Annotated in this window: 16 protein-coding genes and 1 pseudogene; 7 read left to right on the plus strand and 10 right to left on the minus strand. The window is 73.9% G+C overall.

Annotated features, from left to right (window positions below; genetic code table 11):
• Window positions 1–23: 23 nt before the first annotated feature.
• Window positions 24–932: an ROK family protein gene (locus EV372_RS26760; RefSeq protein ID WP_130398329.1), complete on the minus strand. Its 909-nt coding sequence runs from the start codon at window positions 930–932 to the stop codon at window positions 24–26.
• Window positions 929–1,816, minus strand: a complete 888-nt coding sequence (locus tag EV372_RS26765; RefSeq protein ID WP_130398330.1) for an SIS domain-containing protein — start codon at window positions 1,814–1,816, stop codon at window positions 929–931. Before EV372_RS26765 ends, EV372_RS26760 begins: the two co-directional genes overlap by 4 nt.
• 279 nt (window positions 1,817–2,095) lie before the next feature.
• On the opposite strand from EV372_RS26765, the gene EV372_RS26770 reads away from it, so the two are divergent.
• The gene (locus tag EV372_RS26770) at window positions 2,096–2,881 is read left to right on the plus strand and encodes a DeoR/GlpR family DNA-binding transcription regulator (protein WP_130399140.1); all 786 of its coding nucleotides are present in this window, start codon (window positions 2,096–2,098) and stop codon (window positions 2,879–2,881) included.
• A gap of 23 nt (window positions 2,882–2,904) precedes the next feature.
• Here EV372_RS26770 and EV372_RS26775 read toward each other — a convergent pair whose 3' ends face one another.
• Entirely contained in the window at window positions 2,905–4,488 is a 1,584-nt protein-coding gene (locus EV372_RS26775) for a beta-N-acetylhexosaminidase (protein ID WP_130398331.1), read from the minus strand.
• 263 nt (window positions 4,489–4,751) lie between these two features.
• Here EV372_RS26775 and EV372_RS26780 point away from each other — a divergent pair, with 263 nt between their 5' ends.
• A complete protein-coding gene (locus tag EV372_RS26780; protein ID WP_130398332.1) occupies window positions 4,752–6,737 on the plus strand; it encodes an ABC transporter permease in 1,986 nt (661 codons plus the stop codon).
• Between the two features lie 37 nt (window positions 6,738–6,774).
• Window positions 6,775–8,025: a sugar ABC transporter substrate-binding protein gene (locus EV372_RS26785; protein WP_130398333.1), complete on the plus strand. Its 1,251-nt coding sequence runs from the start codon at window positions 6,775–6,777 to the stop codon at window positions 8,023–8,025.
• A gap of 30 nt (window positions 8,026–8,055) precedes the next feature.
• Here EV372_RS26785 and EV372_RS26790 read toward each other — a convergent pair whose 3' ends face one another.
• Window positions 8,056–8,895, minus strand: coding sequence for a helix-turn-helix transcriptional regulator (locus tag EV372_RS26790; protein WP_130398334.1), 840 nt, complete (start codon window positions 8,893–8,895; stop codon window positions 8,056–8,058).
• 254 nt (window positions 8,896–9,149) lie between these two features.
• Here EV372_RS26790 and EV372_RS26795 point away from each other — a divergent pair.
• Window positions 9,150–9,684 (plus strand): annotated as a pseudogene (locus tag EV372_RS26795) (Rossmann-fold NAD(P)-binding domain-containing protein); the annotation flags it as partial.
• Window positions 9,685–9,834: 150 nt separating this feature from the next.
• On the opposite strand, the gene EV372_RS26800 reads toward EV372_RS26795, so the two are convergent.
• A complete protein-coding gene (locus EV372_RS26800) occupies window positions 9,835–10,500 on the minus strand; it encodes a hypothetical protein (RefSeq protein WP_130398335.1) in 666 nt (221 codons plus the stop codon).
• Between the two features lie 680 nt (window positions 10,501–11,180).
• Here EV372_RS26800 and EV372_RS26805 point away from each other — a divergent pair.
• Entirely contained in the window at window positions 11,181–12,761 is a 1,581-nt protein-coding gene (locus EV372_RS26805; protein ID WP_253797453.1) for an MDR family MFS transporter, read from the plus strand.
• Between the two features lie 78 nt (window positions 12,762–12,839).
• Here EV372_RS26805 and EV372_RS26810 read toward each other — a convergent pair whose 3' ends face one another.
• Together EV372_RS26810 and EV372_RS26815 are read right to left on the minus strand one after the other, a co-directional pair.
• Window positions 12,840–14,216 carry a sodium/glutamate symporter gene (locus EV372_RS26810; RefSeq protein ID WP_130398337.1) on the minus strand — a complete coding sequence of 459 codons (1,377 nt, stop codon included), beginning with the start codon at window positions 14,214–14,216 and terminating at the stop codon, window positions 12,840–12,842.
• Between the two features lie 98 nt (window positions 14,217–14,314).
• A complete protein-coding gene (locus EV372_RS26815) occupies window positions 14,315–15,448 on the minus strand; it encodes an NAD(P)/FAD-dependent oxidoreductase (protein ID WP_130398338.1) in 1,134 nt (377 codons plus the stop codon).
• A gap of 72 nt (window positions 15,449–15,520) precedes the next feature.
• Here EV372_RS26815 and EV372_RS26820 point away from each other — a divergent pair, with 72 nt between their 5' ends.
• Window positions 15,521–16,453 carry a MurR/RpiR family transcriptional regulator gene (locus tag EV372_RS26820; RefSeq protein ID WP_253793669.1) on the plus strand — a complete coding sequence of 311 codons (933 nt, stop codon included), beginning with the start codon at window positions 15,521–15,523 and terminating at the stop codon, window positions 16,451–16,453.
• 88 nt (window positions 16,454–16,541) lie between these two features.
• Window positions 16,542–17,345 carry an SAM-dependent methyltransferase gene (locus EV372_RS26825; RefSeq protein ID WP_130398339.1) on the plus strand — a complete coding sequence of 268 codons (804 nt, stop codon included), beginning with the start codon at window positions 16,542–16,544 and terminating at the stop codon, window positions 17,343–17,345.
• 1,219 nt (window positions 17,346–18,564) lie between these two features.
• Here the strand turns inward: EV372_RS26825 and EV372_RS26835 are convergent.
• Genes EV372_RS26835 through rhaI form a run of 3 tightly spaced genes read right to left on the minus strand, consistent with a single transcriptional unit; the run spans window position 18,565 to window position 23,332 of the window.
• A complete protein-coding gene (locus EV372_RS26835; protein WP_130398341.1) occupies window positions 18,565–20,073 on the minus strand; it encodes a rhamnulokinase in 1,509 nt (502 codons plus the stop codon).
• Entirely contained in the window at window positions 20,070–22,166 is a 2,097-nt protein-coding gene (locus EV372_RS26840) for a bifunctional aldolase/short-chain dehydrogenase (protein ID WP_130398342.1), read from the minus strand. The genes EV372_RS26835 and EV372_RS26840 overlap by 4 nt, the downstream gene beginning before the upstream one ends.
• Window positions 22,154–23,332, minus strand: a complete 1,179-nt coding sequence (gene rhaI, locus EV372_RS26845; protein WP_130398343.1) for an L-rhamnose isomerase — start codon at window positions 23,330–23,332, stop codon at window positions 22,154–22,156. Before rhaI ends, EV372_RS26840 begins: the two co-directional genes overlap by 13 nt.
• Window positions 23,333–23,457: the final 125 nt, after the last annotated feature.

The following is a 23,457-nucleotide window of genomic DNA, read 5'->3' on the forward strand; positions in this document are numbered from 1 at the left end:
CCGGGCGCGGTCGCCGGTGGTGTTCACGGGCGCTCCAGCAGTTCCCGGGCCAGCAGCGCCGCGCCCAGGCACCCGGCCTCGTCGCCCAGCGCGGCGGGGACCACGTCCGGGCGCCGGTGGAAGGTCAGGCGGGCTTCGAGCCGTTCGCGCAGCGGGGCGAGCAGCAGTTCGCCGGACCGGGCCAGACCGCCGCCGACCACGATGACCCGCGGGGCGAGCACGGCGCTGATCCAGGAGAGGCCGAGCGCCAGGGCGTCCACGGCCTCGTCCCACACCCGCCTGGCGTCGGGGTCGCCCCGCACGAGCAGGTCGGCCACCTCGCGGGCCTCCCGGGTGGGCCGTCCCGTGCGCTCGGCGTAGCGGCGGGCGATGGCCGCGGCCGAGGCGATCGCCTCCAGGCATCCGGTGGCGCCGCAGGCGCACGGCCCGCCGTGGCCCACGTCCACGTGCCCCATCTCGCCCGCGAAGCCGTCCGCGGTGTGCGCCCGCCCGCCCAGGAGCAGGGCCGCCGACAGGCCGGTGCCGATGGGGACGAAGACGGCGTCCTCGTGGCCGCGCGCGGCGCCGAGCCGCTGTTCGGCCAGGCCTCCGGCGGCCACGTCGTGCCCGAGGGCGACGGGCAGCCCGCAGCGCTCGGCGAGCCGGTCGCGTACCGGCACGTCGCGCCAGAGGAGGTTCTCCGACCACACCGCCACTCCGCGCCCGACGTCGACGATGCCGGGGACGACCGCCCCGACCGCCGCGACCGGGGCGTCCCGGGACGCGGAGCGCAGCTCCCCGACGAGGGCGGCGGCGGTGTCGATCACGGCCTCGGCGACGCGGGATCCCGTGGGCGTGGGCGTCCTGCGGGTGAGGAGCACCCTGTGGTCGGCGTCCACGAGGGCCGCCTTGGTCAGGGTTCCGCCGACGTCGACGGCGACGACGGCGCTCACGTCGGCTCGTCCGCGAGGACGACCGAACGGGTGAGGTTGCGGGGCCGGTCCGCGTCGAGCCGCCGCCGTTCGGCGAGGGCGACGGCCAGGCGCTGGGCCACGACGAGGTCGGCCAGCGGGTCCAGGTCGCTGGCGCGGAGGGCGGCGCCGGTGGCCCCGACCTCGGCGGCCAGGCCCGCGGGCGGCTCGCCGAAGGACCACACGAGCCGTCCCGGCTCGGCGATGGTGAGGGGGCCGTGGCGGTACTCCATCGCCGGGTAGGCCTCCGTCCACATCCGCGCCGCCTCGCGCGACTTCAACGCCGCCTCGTGCGCCAGGCCCACCGTCCACCCCCGGCCGAGGAACGTGATCTGTTCGGCGCGGACCAGGGGGTCCAGCGGGACCTCCAGGGCCCGCTCGCCGTCGCGGGCGAAGCGCTCGACGTCGTGGCCCAGGTGGGCGCGCAGCAGGGCGAGCGCCGTCGTGGCGTAGCGGGTCTGCACCACCGACCTCTCGTCGGCGAAGTCCAGCACCACGCTCAGGTCGGCGAGTTCGGTGACCGGCGAGCCGGGCACGGCGGTGATCACGGTGGCGGGCACGTCCCGGGCCGCCCGGAGCAGGTCCGTGACCTCGGTCGTCGTGCCGGAGCGGCTGATGGCCACGACGCGGTCGTAGGAGCGGCCGGGCGGCACCTCCGAACCCGGGAACGCGTCGGTCACGCCCTGTCCGGCCCGCTCGCGCAGGGCGGCGTAGGACATCGCGACGAACCAGGACGTGCCGCAGCCGACGACGGCCGTGCGCTCCCCCGGGCGCGGCAGCGCGGGTTCCGCGGACGCCAGCGCGTCCGCGACGCGCCGCCAGCACTGCGGCTGGCTGGCGATCTCCGCGGTGACATGGGTGTTCAACTATGATCTCCCTTGCTGGCTGCGGGGCCCTTCGCGCCTGCCGCGGGAGCGGCCCGGCGCCCTCGTCCGGACGCCGGATCCCCGCCCCCGCCCGCGGCCCCGTTCGCGGTGTGCCCCGCCGTGCGCCCCGCTCCCGGGTCGGGTGGGAGTGCTCCGACGGCCCGTTCTCCGCGTGCGGTGCGCGACGACGCGCACGAAGCTTCGTTAGTCTGATTGATTTTGATCGATATAGTCGGTTATCAGTCAGATTGGATCAACAGTTTGTCCTTGGGGGACGTCATGGACCGCCACCAGCGTTTGACGGCTGTGCTCGAACTGCTCTCCGAGCGCGGGTCCCTCTCCGTGGACGAGGCGGTGGAGGAGCTGGGGGTCTCCCCGGCCACCGTCCGGCGCGACCTGGACCACCTGGAGCAGCAGCAGCTCCTGACCCGCACGCGCGGCGGCGCCCTCGCCTCCTCCGTCTCCTACGACCTGCCGCTGAGCTACAAGGCCGCCCGGCACGCCGAGGAGAAGGAGCGCATCGCCCAGGCGATCGCGGACCTGGTCCCCCCGGGGTCGGTCGTCGGCCTCAACGGCGGCACCACGACCACCCAGGTGGCGCGCGCCCTGGCCCTGCACGAGAGCTTCCGGGGCGACGACCCCGGGCGCGGCCTGACCGTGGTGACCAGCGCGCTCAACATCGCCACCGAACTCCTGGTGCGCCCCCACATCAAGGTGGTCGTCGTGGGCGGGGTCGTGCGCCCCCGCTCCTACGAGCTGGTGGGGCCGCTCGCCGAACGGGTCCTGGAGACGCTCTCGCTGAACGTGGCCGTGATCGGGGCCGACGCCGTGGGCGCCGACGTCGGCGCCATGGCCTTCGACGAGGACGAGGCCGCCGCCAACACGCTGCTCGCCCGGCGCGCCGAGCGGGTCATCGTGGCCGCGGACAGCCACAAGATCGGCCAGCGGGCCTTCGCCCGGATCCTGCCGGTCGCCGGGATCGACGTCCTGGTGACCGACAAGGACGCGGACCCCGACGTCGTGGACGGCTTCACCAGGGCCGGGGTCGAGGTCATCCAGGCCTGAACCGCGGCCCGGGCCGGAGGGCCTCACGGGTCGTTCCTTCCGTCCAGCGGCCGGTAGCCGACGCCGAGGGCGTCCAGGCGCTCCAGGTGCGCGCGCAGCCGGGCGAGGAAGTCGGCGCGGTCGTGGCCGCGCTCGTCCGGCTGGCGCCAGACGGCCTCGGCGAAGGCGCACAGGCGGGGGAAGAGCATGTACTCGGTGTGCTCCTCGGTGGCCACGTACTCGGTCCACATCTGGGCCTCGGCGCCGACGACGCGCCGGGCGGCCCGCGCGTCCAGCGCGGCGGGCACCGGTTCGAAGTCGAAGGCGGTGGACAGCGGCACGAAGCCGCCGCCGAAGGCGAGGGGCTCGGCCGCGGTGTCCTCGTCCTGGTAGTAGTCGAGGTACACGTGGCTGGTGGGCGCCATGACCGTCTCGTGGCCGAGCCGCGCCGCGGCCTCGCCCCTCTCCTGCTCGCGCCAGGCCATCACCGTCACGTCCGCGGGGAGCGCTCCCCCGTCCAGGACCTCGTCCCAGCCCACCAGCGTGCGGCCGTGTTCGGCCAGGAACGCGGCGACGTACCCGGTGAACCAGCCCTGGAGCGCCTCCTCGTCCGCGAGCCCCAGCCGGCGGATGTGCTCCTGCACGCGGGGGCTGTCTCGCCACTCGTCCTTGGGGACCTCGTCCCCGCCGCAGTGGACGTACCGGCCGGGGAAGACGTCCATCACGTGCGTCAGGACGTCGCGGCAGAACCGCAGCGCGGCCTCGTCCACGTTGAGCAGGCGGGTGCCCACCCCCCAGCGCTCGCGCACGATCGTCGGGGCGCCGGTGTTGCCGAGTTCGGGGTAGGCGGCGATGGCCGCCTGCATGTGGCCGGGCATGTCGATCTCCGGGACCACCTCGACGCACCGGTCTCGGGCGCGGGCCACGATCTCGCGCAGGTCGGCCTCGGTGTAGTAGCCGCCGTGCGGGGTCTGGTCGTAGACCGGATCGGGGCTCGTGCCGAGGTCGTTGCCGACCACCGTGCGCGCGCGCCACGCCCCGACCTCCGTCAGCCGGGGGTAGCCGGGCACCTCGATCCGCCAGCCCTGGTCGTCGGTCAGGTGCAGGTGCAGGACGTTGAGCTTGTGCAGGGCGAGCAGGTCGATCAGGCGCAGGACGAAGTCCTTGGGCAGGAAGTGCCGGGCCACGTCCAGCATGAGGCCGCGCCAGCGCAGCCGGGGGTGGTCCTCCACGCGCGCGCAGGGGATGCCCGCGCCCCGCGCGGACGCGCCCGCCCGCCACAGCCGGGCGGGCAGGAGCTGGCGCAGGGTCTGCGCGCCGTGGAAGGCCCCGACCGGGTCCGCGCCGACGATCTCGACGCCGTCGGTGTCCACGGTCAGCGTGTAGCCGTGTTCGCGGGCCTGTCGGGGATCGACGCGCACGGTGACGGGGGCCGGACCGCCGTCCGGGCCGCTCCCGGCCCCCGGTCCGGTCAGCGGGGCCAGGACCTCGCGTAACAGCGCGCCCGCCAGCGCGGCGTCCGGTTCGACGCGCAGGGAGAGGCCGCGGTCCAGCCGGAGGGCGCCCGGGCGCGGTTGCGTCCGCGTCGGCACCGGGATGATCGCGGGTCGGCTCGCGTCGTCGGGCATGCTCGTTCCCCCTTCTGGCCGCCTCCGCGGCGGCCGGGGCCGTCGCGACGGCCGCTCGCCTGCTCCGGCGGACGGACGGCGCCCCGTCGGTTCCGGGCTCGGGTCGGTCACACCCAACGATCATTACATGAGCACATGATGATTACTAGTGAACAGAAGGAGGACATAAAGCTTGACACCAATCAACCAGAACGTGACGATGGTCACTCATCGACTACCGGAGGGAGCGCTCACCATGGTTCTCGCGCACACCCGCAACGGACATGGCTGACACCGCGCGGCCCACGGGCGGGGTCGGCGCGGAGCGCGAACGCGCCCCGCTCCCTCCGCCCGGCCGTCGGGGCGGTCCCGACCGCCCCGACGGCCGCTTCGGGGACACCCCGCCCCGGCCCGCCCGCGACCTGTGGCGGCGCACGTCGGCGACGCGCTGGCTGCTGCCCGCCACCGCCCTCATCGGCCTGGTCATCGTCTTCCCCGCGCTCTACATGGTCTGGCTGTCCTTCCTGGCCGTGGACCGGATCGGGCAGATCCAGGGGTTCACGGGGCTGGACAACTACCGGCGGCTGCTGGGGGAGCCCGCGCTGCCCGGGGTGGTGGCCAACACGCTGGCGTGGCTGGTGGTCGTCCTCGGGGTGACGCTCCTGGTGTCGCTGGCCCTGGCCCAGTTCCTCACGAAGGAGTTCCGCGGGCGCCGGCTCGTACGGCTCTCCGTCGTCGTGCCCTGGGCGGCCTCGCTGGTGATGACCGCGACGGTCTGGCGGTTCCTGCTGGAGGGCGGCAACGGCCTGGTCAACCGCCTGCTGATGGACCTGTCGGTCCTCGACTCCCCGCACGAGTGGTACAAGGACCCCGCCACGGCCTTCGCCTCGATCATGGTCGTCGGCGTCGTGACGTCGGTCCCCTTCACGACCTACGTCCTGCTGGCCGGTCTCCAGACGATCCCGACCGAGGTGCACGAGGCGGCCAGGATCGACGGCGCCGGGGCCTGGAACCGGTGGCTGCACGTCACCCTGCCGCTGCTGCGCCCCTCGCTGCTGGTGGCGTTCGTGCTGAACATGCTGCACGTGTTCAACGCGTTCACGCTCATCTGGGTGATCACCGGCTCGATCGCCGGGAACCACGCCGACACCACGGTCACGTGGATGTACAAGATCGCCTTCAAGGAGCAGCTGGACCCGGGCGAGGCCGCCGCGCTCGCGGTGCTCAACGTGGCCTTCCTCGTCGGGCTGATCGCGTTCCTGGCCTGGCTGCTGCGGCCGGGCCGCCGCGACCGGGCGGGCCGCGCCCTGGTCTCGGCGGTGCCCGGCGGCGTCCGCTCGCTCACCGGCCGGGCCGCGCGCTCGTGGTCGTCCCTGCGCGGGCGCGCGGCGAGCGCGTGCGCTCCGCTCCTGCGCCCGGCGGCGGACGCGGGCGGCCGGGTGTGGCGCCGCGCCAGGAACGCCGTCCTGCCCCTGGTCGGGGCGCTGGTCGCCCTGTTCTTCCTCGCCCCCTACGCCGCGATGTTCCTCGGCTCGCTCAAGACCGACGCGGAGCTGTTCGCCGTCCCCGCGACCTACCTGCCCCGGGACTGGGCGTGGTCGAACTACGTCGAGGTGTGGAGCCGGATCCCGCTGGCGGAGTACTTCCGGGTCAGCCTCACCGTCGCCGGGGTCTCGACCCTGGTCGTGCTCGCCGTGGCCGCGCCCGCCGCGTACGCCGTCGCCCGCTCCGGCTTCCGCGGCAGGGGCGCCTTCCTCGGCCTGATCCTCATCACCCAGATGTTCCCGGCGGTGGCGCTCATCATCGGGCTGTACCGGGAGGCGCTCCTCCTCGGCGCGGTGAACTCCTACTGGTTCATCATCGCCGTCAACTCCGCCTTCAACATCGCCTTCGCGGTGTGGATCCTCAACACCCACTTCCGGGCGGTCCCGAGGGAGACCGAGGAGGCCGCCATGATGGACGGCCTCGGCCCCTTCCGGACCATGCTCAGGATCGTCGTCCCGCTGTCGGCGCCGGGGATCATCACGGTGGTCGTCTTCACCTTCATCCAGGTGTGGAACGAGTTCATCGTCGCGCTGACCCTGTTCAACGACCCCTCGCAGGGCAGGGTGCCGCTGACCGTGGGGGTCCAGCAGTTCATCGGCCTGTACGAGACGAACTACCAGTACCTCTTCGCCGCCGGGCTGATGGCCGTCGTCCCCACGGTGGTCCTCTTCGCCCTGATCGAGAAGTACCTGGTCAGCGGCCTGAGCACGGGCAGTGTTCGATAACGCCTCCCCGCCGGGAAGCGGAAGGGAAGGGCAGTCGATGAGGAAACAGGGACCGCGGGCCACCGCCTGCGCCGCCGCGCTGTCGGCGGCCGCGCTGCTCGCCACGGGATGCGGTGGGGGCGGGGGCGGGGACCCGCACACCATCGAGCTGGTCGTGGCGCAGTACACCGAGGGGACGCAGCCCTACTGGACCGACCTGATCGAGTCCTTCGAGGCCGACCACCCCGGCACGAGCGTCCGGCTGCGGGTGATCGGCTGGGACAACCTCCAGAACCAGGTCAACACGATGGTGCAGACCCGGCAGTTCCCCGACATCCTCAACACGAACCTCTTCGCCGACTACGCCGAGGCGGGCCTGCTGCACCCGGCGCGGGACGTGCTGCCCGAGGACAAGTTCACCGACTTCGTCCCGGTCCTGGCCCAGAACGCCTCGCTGGAGGGTGAGCAGTACGCCCTGCCGTTCGTCGCGACGGTGAACGCGATGTACTACAACCGGACCATCCTCGCCGAGGCCGGGCTCAGCGGGCCCCCGCGGACCTGGGACGAGTTCCTGGAGGCGGCGGAGCGGATCAAGGCGCTCCCCGGCGACCACGTCCCCTACGCGCTGGCGCTGGGCTTCGACGGCGGCGACTACGAGTTCGGCACGTGGGCGCGCTCCAACGGCGGCGGCTGGAAGCAGGACGGCGAGTGGACGGTCAACAGCGACCGCAACGTCACCACGCTGGAGTTCCTCCGGGACCTGGTGGTGGAGCACGACGCCACCCAGCCCAACCCCGGGCAGACCAACCGCCCCGACGGCACGTGGCCGCTCTTCGCCCAGGGCAGGGCCGCCATGGTGTACGCGCCGCTGGGCGGCAGCGCGTTCCTGGACCCGGTGCACGAGGCGGGCGTGGACTACGGCACGACGACCCACCCGACCAACGGCGGCGCCGAGCCCTCCGCCCACGGCATCCAGGACTACCTGGTGGCCTTCGACAACCCCGGCAACCAGGAGCTGGTCACCGAGTTCCTGGACTACTTCTACGAACCGGAGAACTACACCGCCTACCTGGAGGTCGAGGGGCTGCTGCCGACCACGGAGTCCGGCGTCGAGGAGTTCCGCGACGACCCCGACGTCGGGCGGTACGTCGAGCAGATCCACGAGGCCCGGCTGGACCCCACCTACGAACCGGTCTGGGCCCAGCTGCGCGGCACGATGGCCGGGGAGCTGGGCACGGCCGTGGCCCCGGACGGGGATCCGCGCGCCGTCCTCGACAGGGGCCAGGACATCGCCGCCTCCGGCCCGTGACGGGCGGGGGGAGGCGTGGCGGCGGGCCGCTCAGCCCAGCGCCTGGGCTCCGATGACCGACAGCAGGTGCAGCCTGTCGTGGCTCTCGCTGCCGGGGACGGCGGTGTAGACGAGCAGTGAGTGGGCCTGTCCGGGGTCGACCAGCCGCTGGCAGTTCAGCTCCAGGGGACCGACCTCGGGGTGCACGAAGTGCTTGACGTGGTGGGGGCGCACACCGATCTCGTGGTCCTCCCACACTCGCCGGAACTCCTCGCTCCGGTCGAGGAGCAGGTCGGCGAGGTAGGCGGCCCGCGAGTCGGGGCCGCGCAGGGTGACGAGCTCGCGCAGGCCCGAGGCGTACATGCGGGTGAGGAACGGGTGCTCCTCGGGCGCGTAGATGCGCCGGGAGCCGGGATCGGTGAACCACCGGTACCCCGCGCTGCGGTCGGGCCCGGTGTACCCGGTCGTGACTCCGGTGAGCGCGACGCCCATCGGGGACTGGCGCAGGGTCTCGCCCAGCTCGGTGACGATCTCCGCGGGCGTGTCGTCCAGGCGGTCGAGGACCCGCAGCAGGCCGGGGCTGACGTGGTCGCTGACCGTGCCGCGCGCGGGCGGGTTGTGTCCGGCCAGGCGGAACAGGTGGTCGCGCTCGTCCAGTGACAGGTGCAGCCCCTGGGCGATGGAGGAGAGCATCTGGCCCGACGGCCGCGGTCCGCGCTCCCGCTCCAGCCGGGAGTAGTAGTCGGTCGACATGTGGCACAGCGCGGCGACCTCCTCGCGCCGCAGGCCGCTGGTCCGGCGGCGCTGCCCGCGCGGCAGTCCGACGTCCTCGGGTTGCAGCGCCTCCCGGCGGGTGCGGAGGAACTCGGCCAGCCCGGTGCGATCGATCACGGCACTCCTTCTTCCCAGTGGTGCTGCTCCGTGTCTACCTTGCGCGCGCGGCGGTAACCACGGCCTCCCGATCCCCCCTTGACCGTCGAGGAGGTGGAAGGGGGCGAGGGGCGGCCCGCCGATCCTGGGATCGGGAGGCCGTGGTTGCCGACCCCGCCTTGGGCGGAGGATCGTTCCTGCGCACCGTGCACCAGGCACGGAGGGAACGGGGACCGCCCGAACGCGCGTCTGTGAGGACACGAGGGAGCAGAGCCATGCCGCGTCGACCCATCGGCATCACCGTGCCGGACCTGAGCGGGAGGCGCGCGCTCGTCACCGGCGCCAGCGACGGGATGGGCCTGGGGATGGCTATGAGGCTGGCCGCCGCGGGCGCCGAGGTGATCATGCCCGTCCGTAATCCGCGCAAGGGCGAGGCGGGGCGCCGTCAACTGGGACGACCTGAACTGGGAGCGTTCCTACGACGGCATGCGCGCCTACGGCCAGTCCAAGATCGCGTTCGGGCTCTTCGGCCTCGAACTGGAGCGGCGCAGCAGGGCTGGCGGATGGGGCATCACCAGCAACCCCTCCCACCCCGGGGTGGCGCCGACCAGCCTCCTGGCCGCCCGCCCCGAACTCGGCCGCGACCGGGACACCCCGGGCGTGCGGTTGATCCGCGCGTTCTCGGCCCGCGGCGTCCTGGCTGGCACCGTCGAGACCGCGAAGCTGCCCGCCCTCATGGCCGCGACCGACCCGGCCGCCAAGCCCGGCGCGCTCTACAGCCCGAGCGGCCCCGCCAACCTCGGCGGCCCGGGAACAGGGGCGGATCGCGCGGGTCCACGGCATCGGCCCGGACACGGCGCTCCTGTCGGGCCCCCGGTCCGGGCCCTCTGTACTACCGGTCCCTGAGCGCCGGTGAGCCCCTGATCCACGCCTGCGTCGACCAGGTCCTCGAAGCCCCCTTCACCGGGACGGCGCCGAGGACCTGACGGAGGCCCGGTCCGCCCGGCGCGCGGTGAGGGCGAGCCCGGCGATGAGCGCCACCTCGCCCAGGTTCCCCACCGCCAGCGGCGCCGCGGGCACGGCCGAGGCCGCGAACATGACCGCGGCGCCCAGCAGCATCCACCCGCTGCGCGCCCGCACCAGCAGCGCCACCCCGACCACGAGCAGCACGACGACGGTCGCCACGGCCGGAACCGGCAGGGCCGACTCCGCGGCCGAGTAGCGCAGCGCGTCGCCCTCGCGGCCGGGCACCAGGGTGAGCCCCACGAGTTCGGTCACGACGCCGTAGACGATGAGGGCGGCCGTCAGCAGCCAGAACCCGGCGCGCACCGCGCGCGGGCGGGCCCAGGCGAGCCCGGCGTCGCGGGCCGCCCCGGCGGCGAAGACGATGAGCAGCGGTGTGACCAGGGCGTGCACGACGAAGCGCGGCAGGTTCAGCGCGAGCAGGAGGTCCCCGGCGCCGATGGTGGAGCCCAGCGCCACGATCCCGTTGTCGTAGACGAGTCCGGCGGCCACGAGCGCCACCGGCCAGGTGTGCGGGGAGTGCCGGGAGAGCGCCGACCGGACCAGCCAGACGGTCAGGCACAGGTGGGCCAGCGCGAAGGCGGCGAAGAGGAGGGAGGTCATACGCGTCCTTCTAGCTCGTTTTTCGAGAAGGCAGTTTTTCGAGGGTTACCTCGGCAGTCTGCCCCATCGGAGGAGCGCCATGCGCGCGGACCGCGCCCCTCTTCGCCCCCTCCCCGGCCGCCGATGATCCGCCCGCGAGGCCGACACCCCGCGGGAACCGGACCGGAGGGCACGGCACGCGGGCGCGGCGGGACGCTGATCAGGAGCGACGGGGGCAGCAGGCCCGGGCGGGGCGCACCGCGGGGCGAGGGAGCGGACGCAGACGCGGCAGGGCCCGGATCGAACCGTGAACGGGACCACGGGGGCGCGGGTCGGGCGCCCCGACGGAGAACGCGGGACTGGCGCGGACCCGGCGGACGGCGCGGAGCGGACACGGGCCGAGGAGGGACGCCCGGCGGACGGCGGACGACCCGGGCATTCCCGGAAGCGGATGTCGGCTTTCCCACGTTTGGTCAGCTTCCGGATCGTGACCCCGGTGATATTCTACAGTGGGTGCAAAAATGCCTCTTCTGCACATTTTTGGCCACCCACGGCAACCGAGCAGTCCCGCGGCCTCCCGCGCCGCCCCGTCTTCCTTTCTCAGAGGTCCATCCGTGCGCACTTCCCGTCCCTTACCCGAGACCGGGCAACCCTCGATCCTGCGTTCCCTGAGCGGCCTGCTCATAGTGCTGGGCGTGACGATGCTCAGCAGCACGATCGTGTCGGTCGCCCTCCCCCAGATCGTCGGGGCGCTGGACGGCAGTCAGTCGCAGTACACGTGGGTGGTGACCGCGACCCTGCTGGCCTCCACCGCCTCCACTCCGGTCTGGGGCAAGCTGGCCGACATCTTCGACAAGAAGAAGCTGCTCCAGCTCTCGATCGGGCTGTTCATCGTCTCGTCGCTGCTGTGCGGGTTCGCGCAGACCACCGGCCAGCTCATCGCGTTCCGAGCCGTGCAGGGCCTGGGCATGGGCGCCTCACAGGTCCTGGTCCAGGTGATCATCGCCGCGATGGTCAGCCCCAAGCAGCGCGGCACCCTCAACGGCTACATCGGCGCGGTGATGGCCGTGGCCACCGTCGGCGGACCGCTGATCGGCGGGCTGCTAGCCGACCTGCCCGGCCTGGGATGGCGCTGGTGCTTCCTCATCGGCGTGCCGTTCATGCTGGTGGCCCTGGTGGCGCTGAGCCGCACGCTCAAGCTGGTGGACGTGCGCCGTCCCGGCACCAAGGTGGACTACGCGGGCGCCACGCTCATCGCCGCGGGCGTCAGCCTCCTGCTGCTGTGGGTGACCTTCGTGGGCAGCGACTTCGCCTGGATCTCCTGGCAGTCCGGGGCCATGGTCGCCGGAAGCCTGCTGCTGCTCGGCCTGGCCGTGTGGGTGGAGGCGCGCGTGTCGGAGCCGGTCGTGCCCCTGCACCTGGTCATGCGGCGCGAGACGGCCATCGCCATCCTGGCCAGCTCCGCGGTCGGCATGGCGATGTTCGGCGGCGCGGTCTTCCTGGGCCAGTACTTCCAGCTGGCGCGCGGCTACTCCCCCACCGAGGCCGGTCTGCTGACCGCCCCGCTCATGCTGGGGACGATGATCTCCTCGACCGTGTCCGGGCGCATGGTCTCGCGTTCGGGGCGGGTCAAGTCCTACGTGGTCACCGGCATGGTCACGCTGACCCTGGGCTTCCTGGTGCTGGCCACCATCGACGCGACCACGCCGCTGCTCATCGTGTGCGGGGGCATGGTGCTGATGGGGCTGGGGGTCGGCATGTCCATGCAGAACCTGGTCCTGGTGGTGCAGAACTCCGTCCCGCTGCGCGAGATCGGCGCGGCCAGCGGCACGGTCGCCTTCTTCCGCACCCTGGGCGGCACCATGGGCGTGTCCGTGCTGGGCGCCTTCCTGGCCAACCGCGTCTCCACGAACATCTCCGACGGCCTGTCCGAGGCCGGGGTGAGCCCCACCGCCGGAGGCGGGGACGCCGGCACCCTGAACCTGGACGCCATGCCGCCGTTCCTGCGCGAGATCGTCGAGGGCGCCTACGGCACGTCCACCGGAGACCTGTTCCTGCTCGCCACGGGCATCGCCCTGGTGGGCCTGGTACTGGCGCTCTTCCTGCCCCGGGTCCGGCTGCGGGACAGCCTGGACCTGCCCGATCCGGCCGCGGAGGCCGCTAAGACCGAGGGGGCCGAGGAGGCCGCGCGGGCCCCCGAGGCCGGTGCCCCGACGGAGCCGACGAGCACGGTCGGCACCGCGGGCGCGGCGCGGACCGGCCGCGAGCCGTCCGCCGACTGACCAACCCCGCACAGGAGAGGCCCTTCCCGGAATCGCCCCCGGGAAGGGCCTCTCGCGTTCGCACCCGGAACCGGCGGCTCAGCCCCCGGCCGCGGCGCCGACGCCCGCTCCGGGCCGCCGCCAGATCCCCAGCACCCGCGCGAGCACGTACACCGCCGCCGCGGCGAGGAGCGCTCCGACGCCCAGCGCCCAGGGCCCGTAGTTCACCGCGATCAGCGGCAGCAGCGCCGTCAGCATCCCGCCTCCGGCGATCGGGCTGAAGAAGGGCGCGCGCAGCGCGTAGGCCCGCGCGGCGTCGGTCCTGAGCTCCGGGTCGGCCGTGCGCAGCAGCATCAGGCCGACCGAGGCCACCGCCGTCAGCGTTCCGAAGTTGACGATGGCGTGCTCGAACCAGGAGTCGCGGAACATCCGCGGACCCGCCCAGTAGAAGAAGCCCACCGTGACCAACGCGGCGACCGCGACCAGCACCAGCAGCGGCACGATGTTGCCGAGCACGACGGGCACCGCGATGGACGCGACGGCCGAGACCACCAGCAGGTCGAGCGCGACCCCCTGGATGGCGCGCAGGCTGCCGGGGTCCACCGCCTCTCCCAGACGGGTGCGCGCGATGACCGCCTGCACGACGCCGCCGCCGATCATCGCCAGCGGGAACAGCGGCATACCGGGGACCACGAGTCCGAGGAAGTACTGGAGCACCCAGCCGATCAGCACCGCCGCGGCGATCAGCGCCCCGTGGAAGGCCAGTCCGTCGACGAGGTCCTTGTTGAGGGTCACGCGCCCCATCGGGGCCCGCGCCTCCTCGGGCAGGACCTCGGCCGCCTCCTCGCCGCGGTCCGCGCTGAGGTGGCGCAGGTGGCCGCGGCGGGCGCCGATGTTGATGAGCACCATGCCCACCACGATCCCGAACACCAGCCCGGCGGTGGCCGCGGCCAGCGCGAGCGCGCCGCCGTCGGTCCAGCCCAGTTCGGCGTAGACCGGCCCCATTCCCGCTGCGGTGCCGTGCCCGCCCGGCCAGCCGACCTCGATGACGGTGCCGAACATCGCGTTCACGTCCCAGAGGGGCATGAGCAGCGCGGCGCACACCAGCACGGGGACGCCGATCATCAGGAAGTCGCCCATGTACCCGAACAGGATCTGCGGCGCGATGAGGTGGTAGCTCCTGCGCGGGTCGGGGATGCGCACGCCGATGAGCATCGGGGCGAAGACCACGGTGATCAGCACCCCGGGCAGCGCGGCCCAGGTGCCGATCATGCTCTCGGGGAACAGCCCCGCGCCGTAGGGCCCCAGCGCGGCCCCCAGGACGCCGCCGATGAGCGCGGCCGGGACGAACAGGCGGCGCAGCGGGGCGATCAGCAGCCGCAGCACGACCCCGGCGAGCACGAGCAGGCCGAGGACGGTGACGGCGAACAGCAGGGTGGTGACGGCGTCGCCGCCGACTTCGTCTGTGGGGAACACGCTGCTCCTTCGTGCGCGCGGATCGGGGGTGGGGTCGGCGGCCGCGTGGGCGGACCGGACCGGGGGGGTCGCGCGCGGTCCCCGGTCCCGCGCCTGGGCTAGAACCTCGCGAACGAGAAGGGGGCGAGGTTGTCGGGGCGCGCGCCGGTGCGCGCCCAGAACGCGAGCGACTCGGCCACTGCCGGTGCGATGGCGAAGCCGTGCCCGGTCCAGCCGGTGCCGACCAGCGCGTTGGCGGTCCCGGGGATCCGGTCGATGACGGGGATCTCGTCGGCGCTGCACGACTCCGGCCGGGAGGCGTCGGCCAGGTCGAGTTCGGCGTCGGCGAGGTCGGCGTAGACCTCCGCGGCGGCCCGCATGTTGCCGCGCACGTTCTCCTCCACGGTCAGGCCCCGGCCGTTCTCGGCGTCCCAGCGGCCGCGCCACCCGCCGCTCACCATGACGGCGCCGTCGGGCAGCGGTTTCAGCGACAGCGAGCGGTGGTCGTGGCCGACGAGGTGGGTCATGGGCGGGGTGGAGCGGGGGGTCAGCCGCAGCGCCTGCGGCAGGATCCGCCACACCGGCAGCTCCACGTCGAACTGCGTGCGCAGCAGGTCGGCGGCCCCGGCGTTGTTGAGCACCAGCAGCGCCTCCCCCACCTCGTGGCGCTCCCCGCGCGCGGTGCGCACGGCGGTGACGCGGTCCCCGGAGCGCTCCACGGCGGTGACCGGGCTGTGCTCGGCGATCACGGCGCCGCGCTCGCGCGCCGCGTCGGCGAACGCCCTGGTCGTGGCGGTGTGGTCGGCGGTGCCGTCGAGCGGGCAGTACAGCGCCGCCCGCACGGACTCCGAGACGCCGGGTTCCCGTGCCAGGACGCCGTCGCGGTCGAGCACCTCCGTGGGCACGCCCAGGCGCCGCTGCACCGCCGCGTGGGTGTGCGCGGCGACCAGCCCGCCCCTGGTTCCGGTGGTCTCCTGCTCGATGAGGAACATCCCACCCGTGCGCTGGTAGCCCGTGTCCGCGCCCAGGCGCTGGTCGAGCGTGGGCCAGATACGGTAGGCGGCCCGCATCAGCGGCAGTTCGCGCAGGTCGCGCCGGTTGGCGCGCACGCCCCGGCGGCCGAAGCCGCCCGAGGCCCCCGAGGCCACCTCGCGGGCCTCCAGGAGCAGGACGTCCGCCCCGGCCTCGGCGAGCTGCCACGCGGTGGCGCAGCCGTGCACTCCGCCCCCGATAATCACAAACTGGTAGGTCATCGGCCACTCCCTCACTGTGTGGTCGGTCTCACGGGAGCGTAGTTTTAACTACATGGTTAGGTCAATGACGAAATGAAAACTTCATCAGAGGAGGGTGGCGGGTTCCGTGAGCGGGTGGGCGCCCGGCTCGACTCGCTCTCCCCCCGCGAACGCGCGGTCACCGACTTCCTGCTCGACCGCCCCTCGGAGGCCGTGACCGCGTCGGCCGCCGAACTGGCCGCCCGCACCGGCACCAGCGACGCCACCGTCGTGCGCACGGCCCGGTCGCTGGGCTACGGCGGCCTGCGCGAACTCAAGCGCGCGGTCATGGACATGCTGACCACCCGGCGCGACCCCGCCCTGGTCCTGGACCAGCGGCTGGAGCGCCTCAGCGGCACGCGCGTGTTCGACCAGGTCCTCTCCGACAGCGTCGACCTGTTGCGAGGACTGCCCGAGGTCCTCGACGCCGGGGCCTTCGACACCGCGGTCCGCCTGGTCGAGGCGGCCGGGCGCACCGTCGCCTACGGCATCGGACCGGCCTCGGCGACCGCCCGCTACTTCGCGGTCGAACTGGGGCGGATGGGCCGCCGGTGCACCGTCCTGGAGGCGACCGGGTTCCGGCTCGCCGACGACCTGCTGGGCATCGGCGGCGACGACGCCGTGGTGGTCTTCGCGCCGCTGCGGCTCTTCCGGGAGATCGACGCCCTCCTGGACCACGCGGCCGAGGTCGGGGCGCCCGTCGTCGTGGTCACCGAGGCCGTGGGCGAGGCCGTCCGCGAACGGGTCGAGGCGGTCCTGACCACCCCGCCCTCCACCTCGGGCGCCGCGAGCGAGAACCTCGCGAGCTGGCTGGTGGCCCACGCCCTCACCATGGAGCTGGCCGCCCGCGACCGCACCGGATCGGTCGCGGCCCACCAGCGCCTCAACCGCCTGCGCCGCGCCGTGGCCGGTGCCGAGATCGACACCGACGTCACCGACCGCGGCGGCACCGCGGAGGGGCCGGGTGGAGCACAACGCCCTTCATGACGGGATTTTTCGGGTTGCGGGCGGGTCATGGGACGCATGAGACTGCGCGTACCGCTTGTTGCGGCCCGCCCCCACCCGAGAGGCCACCATGACGGACATCCCCATCGACACCGGCGTCGCGCACACCGCGCGGGTGCGGGACTACTGGCTCGGCGGCAGGGACAACTACCCGGTGGACCGCGAGATGGGCGACGCCGTCGGCGGGCTGGCGCCCCAGGTCGTCGAGGCCGTCCGGGGGGACCGGCTCTTCCTGCGCCGCGCGGTCGGCCACCTGGCCCGGGAGGAGGGCGTCCGCCAGTTCCTCGACCTCGGCGCCGGACTGCCCGCCGGCGGCAACATCCACGAGGTGGCGCGGGCGCACGCCCCGGACGCGCGCGTGGTCTACGTGGACGACGACCCCATGGTCCTGGCGCACGCGCGCGCCCTGCTGGTGGGCACCGACCAGAAGCGGACCCGGTACGTGGGGGCGGACCTGCGCGACACCGACCGGGTGCTGGAGAGCGCTGGCGCGACCCTCGACCTGGACCGCCCGGTCGCGCTGTCCCTGCTGGGGACGATGGGCCACTTCGGCGACCTGGAGGAGGCCCTGGACCTCGTGCGCGCCTACACGGACGCGCTGGCACCGGGCAGTTTCCTGGCCGTGTGCGACGGCGTCCTCGCCCACGTGGAGGCCGTCACCGACGAGCGCGCGCTGGAGGCGCTCCGGCGCTGGCGGGAGAGCGTCGCGCGGCCCTACCACACGCGCACGGTGGAGGACTTCACCCGCTTCTTCGACGGGTTGGCGCTGGTCGATCCCGGGGTCGTCTGCGTCACCCGGTGGCGGCCCGAGCCGGTCGAGGTCGGAAGGGCGCGCGACATCCCCGAGTACTGCGGCCTGGCCCGCAAGGCCTGAGGCGCGGCCCCGCGCGGGCGCTGTCAGGGGGAGGGGACGCGGACGCCCGTTCCGGCGGGTTCGGGCGGCCGGGTGTCCGGGGGCGCCGGGCGGGGCGTCCTCCCCGCAAGCGCCGCGGGGTCCGGCCAGCGGTACCGGCGACCGCCAGCGGCGTCCACGGGGCCTCAGCGTCGCTCCGTTCGGCGCGTACGCCTCCACCGCGTCCATGTGCCCCTCTCCGCCGCTGTCTGCCCCGCCTAGGTGCTGTCTCCCCGGCCGCATGCCCGTTTCGCCCTGGAACGAACACGTTCGCGGGCGATGGTGCCACTGCTTTGTCCCGGCACCTGTGCGCACACCGTACTGTCCGTAACCGGTCACGGACCTGACGAGTGCCGGGGAAGGCGGTACCGGTTCCCGTGCGGGTCCCGGATCGCGGAGGAACCGCAGGAACGGGCCCCGGCTGCTCCCGGGCCGGTGAGCGCGGTCCGGACGGCGGCCCCGAAAGCGTCGTAGGCCGCACCTAGAGTCGTCCTGGACCGCACGGCACACGACGCACTGTCTTCCCTGGGGTTTCAGCGGTGATCACACGGGCACCTTGCAGAGACATCGGGTCGTCGGTGCGGAGGGCGCAGCGGCCGGAGTGAACGATCAACGGCCACGGCCGTCCGGGGAAAAGGGGAGCGGGGGAACATGACGCTGGCGATTTTCGTAGCGGTTGCGGTCACGGTAGCGGTGGTCGTGGACACCCTGGTCCCGATGGGGTCCAGAAGCGGACTGGGGGTCCGCAGGGGCGCGGCGCGTAGGGTACTCACGACCCTGCGGCGGAGCCCCCGGCCCTCCCCCGAGCCCGTGCGGGCCGTGAACGTGACGGAGACCGTGGCGGAGGCCCCCGCCAGCCGGGTGCCGGAGCCCAGGCGGGAGACCGGACCGGCCGGGCGGGGCATCACCGTCACGCCGGCTCGCGGGCGCCGCGCCTGGAACGACAGCCCCGCGCGAACCGGCCGACCGCGCCGCGCCGCCGCGAAGGCCTCCCTCACCTGACAGCCGACCGGACGGGGTCGGTGCTCGCACGCGAGCACCGACCCCGTCCTCGTGCATGGGCTCCCCCGGCTCTGGCCGCACAGCCCGGCGCCCGGTCTCCCACCCGGCGGTCCCGGGAAGCACGGGGGCGCCGAGCCGGACACGCCGAGGGGCCGCCGGAACCCCGGCGGCCCCTCGGACCTCGGCGGCAGGCCCGGCCTCAGCCGTGGAGCAGGCGCTCGGCGGCCTCCCACGGGGCCCGCGGCCCGCTCGGGCGGTACCGGCCGACCTCGGTGGAATCGGCCACGATCCGGCGCAGGTCGGCCAGGCCGCCCTCCACCGCCCCGACCGCGCGGGCCTGCACCAGCAGGTTGCCGATCGCCGCCCCCTCGGCGGGTCCGGCGACCACCTCCAGCCCGACCGCGTCCGCGGTGAGCTGGCACAGCAGCGCGTTGCGCGAGCCCCCGCCGACGACGTGGACCACCTCCACGTCCGTCCCGCTCAGCTCGGCGGCCTGGCGCACCGCCCGGCGGTAGGCCAGCGCCAGGGAGTCCACCACGCACCGCGCCACCTCGGCCTCGCCCTCCGGCGGGCGCTGCCCGGTCTCGGCGGCGAACGCGGCGATCCGCGCGGGCATGTCCCCCGGCGGCAGGAACCGGGGGTCGTCCACGTCCACCACGCACGAGAGCGCGGGCACGCGGGCGGTCCGCGCCAGCAGGTCGGCCAGGTCCACCTCCCGCCCCCGCTCCCGCCAGGTGCGCAGCGACTCCTGGAGCAGCCACAGTCCGGCGACGTTGCGCAGGTAGCGCACCGTGCCGTCCACGCCCAGCTCGTTGGTGAAGTTGGCCGCACGGCTGGCCTCGGTGCGCACCGGGGCGTCCAGCTCCACGCCCACCAGCGACCACGTCCCCGAGGAGACGTAGGCGAAGCGGCGCGTGGCCGCGGGCACGGCCACCACGGCGGAGGCGGTGTCGTGCGAGCCCACCGCCACCAGCGGCGCGTCCGCCGCCGCGCCGAGGCCCGCACCGGCTCCCGGGTCGCCCCGGAGGGCGCCGACGACGGTTCCGGGTTCGACCAGACCGGGCAGCAGGTCCCGCGCCGCGACGCCGAAGCCCGTCTCCAGCAGGTCCAGGCAGGCGTCGGCCCAGCGGCGTTCGCGCACGTCGACCAGGCCGGTGGTGGAGGCGTTGGTCAGCTCCGCGACCCGCTCGCCCGTCAGCCAGTACCCGAGCAGATCGGGTACGAGCAGCAGATCGCGGGCCGCGGCCAGCTGGGCGCCACCGGAGGCGGCGGCGAGCTGGAACACCGTGTTGAACGGCTGCACCTGCAACCCGTTGACCGCGTACATCCGCTCGGCGGGCAGGTGCGCGAACACCCGCTCGGGTGCCCCGTCGGTGCGCGCGTCGCGGTAGTGCACGGGGTTGCCGAGCAGGGCGCCGTCGGCGTCCAGCAGTCCGTAGTCCACCGCCCAGGAGTCCACGCCGACCGAGGCCAGGCCGTGGGATCCGGCGGCCCGGCGCAGCCCCTCGACCACGCCCGCGTACAGGGACAGCACGTCCCAGTGCAGGCTGGCGCGGCCTCCCGCGGGCACGGTGACCGGCCCGTTGGGGAAGCGGGCGACCTCCTCGGCGCGCAGCCGCCCGTCCCCGAACCGCCCGGCGATGACCCGTCCGCTGGAGGCGCCCAGGTCGACGGCGGCGTGGACGGCGCCCCCTCCGGCGGCGCTCATCGCAGGAAGGCCGCGGCGACGCCGCTGTCCACGGGGATGTGCAGGCCGGTGGTGTGCGACAGCTCCCCCGCGGTCAGCGCGAACACCGCGTTGGCCACGTGCTCGGGCAGCACCTCGCGGCCCAGGATGGTGCGCTGGGCGTAGAACGCGCCCAGGTCCTCCTCCCTGACCCCGTACACCTTGGCCCGCTGGGCGCCCCAGCCCCCGGCGAAGATGCCCGAGCCGCGCACCACCCCGTCGGGGTTGACGCCGTTGACCCGGATGCCCTCGCCGCCCAGTTCGGCGGCCAGCAGCCGCACCTGGTGGGCCTGGTCGGCCTTGACCGCGGAGTAGGCGACGTTGTTGGGACCGGCGAACACGGCGTTCTTGGAGGCGATGTAGACGATGTCGCCGCCCATGCCCTGGGCGGTCATCGTCCGGGCCGCCTCGCGCGAGACCAGGAAGGACCCCTTGGCCATGACGTCGTGCTGCAGGTCCCAGTCGCGCTCGGTGGTCTCCAGCAGCGGTTTGGAGATGGACAGTCCGGCGTTGTTGACCACCAGGTCCACGCCGCCGAAGGCCAGGGCCGCCTCGGCGAAGGCGCGGGCGACCGCGTCCGCGTCGCTGACGTCGCAGGCCACGCCCACCGCCGTGTCGGCGCCGCCCAGTTCGGCCGCGGCGGCGGCCGCCTTGTCGGCGTCCAGGTCGGCCACGACCACGCAGGCGCCCTCGCGCGCCAGGCGGGCGGCGATGGCCCTGCCGATACCGCTGGCCGCGCCCGTGACCAGGGCGACCCGGGTGGCGAGCGGCTTGGGCTCGGGCAGGCGGGCGAGTTTGGCCTCCTCCAGCGCCCAGTACTCGATGCGGAACTTCTCCGACTCCTCGATGGGCCGGTAGGTGGAGACGGACTCGGCGCCGCGCATCACGTTGATCGCGTTGACGTAGAACTCGCCCGCCACGCGCGCGGTCTTGGCGTCCTTGCCGAAGGAGAACATGCCCACGCCGGGGACCAGCACGATCGCCGGGTCGGCGCCGCGCATGGCGGGGCTGTCGGCGTCGGCGTGGCGCTCGTAGTAGGCGCGGTACTCGGCCCGGTACTCCCCGTGCAGTTCGCGCAGGCGTTCCACGGCCCGCTCCAGCGGGGCGTCGGAGGGCAGGTCGAGCACCAGGGGGCGGACCTTGGTGCGCAGGAAGTGGTCGGGGCAGGAGGTGCCCAGCGCGGCCAGGCGGGGGTGCTCGGCCCCGGCCAGGAAGTCCAGGACCACGTCGCTGTCGGTGAAGCGGCCCACCTGGGGGTGGTCGGTGGAGGCCAGCCCGCGGATGACCGGGGCCAGGGCGGCGGCGCGCTGGCGGCGCTCGGCCTCGGGCAGGGCGCCGTAGCCGTCCAGGACGGGGCCGAAGGGCTCGGGGCGGCCGTTGTCGGCCAGGAACCTCTCGGCGGTGCGGATGATCTCCAGGGAGTTGGCCTGGCACTGCTCGCTGGTCTCGGCCCAGGCGGTGATGCCGTGGCCGCCCAGGATCGCGCCGATGGCATCGGGGTTCTCCTCGGCGACGCGGGCGATGTCCAGGCCGAGCTGGAACCCGGGACGGCGCCAGGGCACCCACACCACGCGGTCGCCGAAGCACTCGCGGGTCAGGCGCTCGCCGTCCGCGGCGGTGGCCAGGGCGATGCCGGAGTCGGGGTGCAGGTGGTCCACGTGCGCGGCGCGCAGCAGGCCGTGCATGGCGGTGTCGATGGAGGGCGCGGCGCCGCCCCTGCCGAACAGGCAGTGGTCGAAGGCGGCGACCATCTCGTCCTCGCGGTCCTCGCCGGGGTAGACGTCCACGAGGGCGCGCAGGCGGTCCAGGCGCAGCACCGCCAGGCCGTCCTCGGTGAGGGTGCCCAGGTCGCCGCCGGAGCCCTTGACCCACAGCAGGTCGACGTCCTGTCCGGTGACGGGGTCGGTGCGGGTGCCCGCGGCGGAGGTGTTGCCCCCGGCGAAGTTGGTGTTGCGCGGGTCGGCGCCGAGGGTGTTGCTGCGGGCGAGGAGCTGTTCGACGACGTCGGACACGGGGTCTCCCTGTTCGGTGCTGCTGTGCTCTGGCGTGGACGGCGGCCGGTTCACGCGCCCCACCCGGCCTGGGCGCCGCCCCTGCGCTCCTCGGCGACGCGCTCGGCGTAGCCGGAGCGGGCGTGCGCGGCCATGGGGTCGGGGTTCAGGCCCTGCTCCCGGCGCAGGTCGGCGAGCAGGGGCCGCACGTCGGTGTTGTAGGCGTCCATCAGGGCGGCGTTGGCGGCCAGGACGTCGCCCTCGCGCTGGGCGGCGGCGAGCGCGTCGGCGTCCACGAGCAGGGCCTTGGCGGTGGCCTCCTGCACGTTCATGACCGAGCGGATCTGACCGGCGATCTTGGGCTCGATGTTGTGGCACTGGTCGAGCATGAACGCGACCCCGGTGTCGGCGGCCAGGCCGCCGCCGCGCACGACCTCGTACATGATGCGGAAGAGCTGGAAGGGGTCGGCCGCGCCGACCATGAGGTCGTCGTCGGCGTAGAAGCGCGAGTTGAAGTCGAAGGCGCCGAGCTTCCCGGCGCGCAGCAGGAACGCGACGATGAACTCGATGTTGGTGTGCGCGGCGTGGTGGCCGGTGTCCACGCAGACCACGGCCTTCTCCCCCAGCTCCAGGCAGTGGGCGTAGGCGGTGCCCCAGTCGGGGACGTCGGTGGCGTAGAAGGCGGGCTCGAAGAGCTTGTACTCCAGCAGCAGGCGCTGGTCGGGGCCGAGCCGGTCGTAGACCTCGGACAGGGCCTCGGCGAGGCGGTCCTGGCGGGCGCGCAGGTCGTCCTGGCCGGGGTAGTTGGTGCCGTCGGCGAACCACAGCTTGAGGTCGCGCGAGCCGGTGGCGTCCATGACGTCCACGCACTCCAGCAGGTGGTCGATCGCCTTGCGGCGCACGCCCGGGTCGGGGTTGGTGACGCTGCCGAGCCGGTAGTCGTCGTCCTGGAAGACGTTGGCGTTGATGGTGCCGACGCCGATGCCCAGGTCGCGCGCGTGGGCGGCGAGCGCGGCGTAGTCGTCGACCCGGTCCCAGGGGATGTGCAGGGCGACCGTGGGGGCGACCCCGGTGAGGCGGTGGACCTCGGCGGAGTCGGCGACCTTCTCCCAGGGGTCGCGGGGGACGCCGGGCTGCGCGAACACCTTGAACCGGGTACCGGAGTTCCCGAAGGCCCAGGAGGGGAGTTCGATGTGCTGGCGCCGCAGGACGGCCAGGGCGTCCGCGCCGCGTTCGGGGAGTGCTGCCACGGTGGGGCTCCGTTCGGGGAGGGCGCGCCCGCCGGTCCGACCGGCGAGAAGGCCCATTGAATCGTTTCACTCAGGTTGGGCTGAAACTACCGCCAGCTCTTCTCGTGTGTCAAGGTTCACCCGAT

The sequence above is a fragment of the Nocardiopsis sp. CNZ308 genome, assembly GCF_004217075.1.

Bases quoted from the DNA above. Each gene is read 5' to 3' on its own strand.
- EV372_RS26770 (WP_130399140.1), top strand. From the start codon at position 2,096: ATGGACCGCCACCAGCGTTTGACGGCTGTGCTCGAACTGCTCTCCGAG.
- EV372_RS26775 (WP_130398331.1), bottom strand. From the start codon at position 4,488: ATGCCCGACGACGCGAGCCGACCCGCGATCATCCCGGTGCCGACGCGG.
- EV372_RS26780 (WP_130398332.1), top strand. From the start codon at position 4,752: ATGGCTGACACCGCGCGGCCCACGGGCGGGGTCGGCGCGGAGCGCGAA.
- EV372_RS26785 (WP_130398333.1), top strand. From the start codon at position 6,775: ATGAGGAAACAGGGACCGCGGGCCACCGCCTGCGCCGCCGCGCTGTCG.
- EV372_RS26800 (WP_130398335.1), bottom strand. From the start codon at position 10,500: ATGACCTCCCTCCTCTTCGCCGCCTTCGCGCTGGCCCACCTGTGCCTG.
- EV372_RS26805 (WP_253797453.1), top strand. From the start codon at position 11,181: ATGCTCAGCAGCACGATCGTGTCGGTCGCCCTCCCCCAGATCGTCGGG.
- EV372_RS26815 (WP_130398338.1), bottom strand. From the start codon at position 15,448: ATGACCTACCAGTTTGTGATTATCGGGGGCGGAGTGCACGGCTGCGCC.
- EV372_RS26820 (WP_253793669.1), top strand. From the start codon at position 15,521: ATGAAAACTTCATCAGAGGAGGGTGGCGGGTTCCGTGAGCGGGTGGGC.
- EV372_RS26825 (WP_130398339.1), top strand. From the start codon at position 16,542: ATGACGGACATCCCCATCGACACCGGCGTCGCGCACACCGCGCGGGTG.
- EV372_RS26835 (WP_130398341.1), bottom strand. From the start codon at position 20,073: ATGAGCGCCGCCGGAGGGGGCGCCGTCCACGCCGCCGTCGACCTGGGC.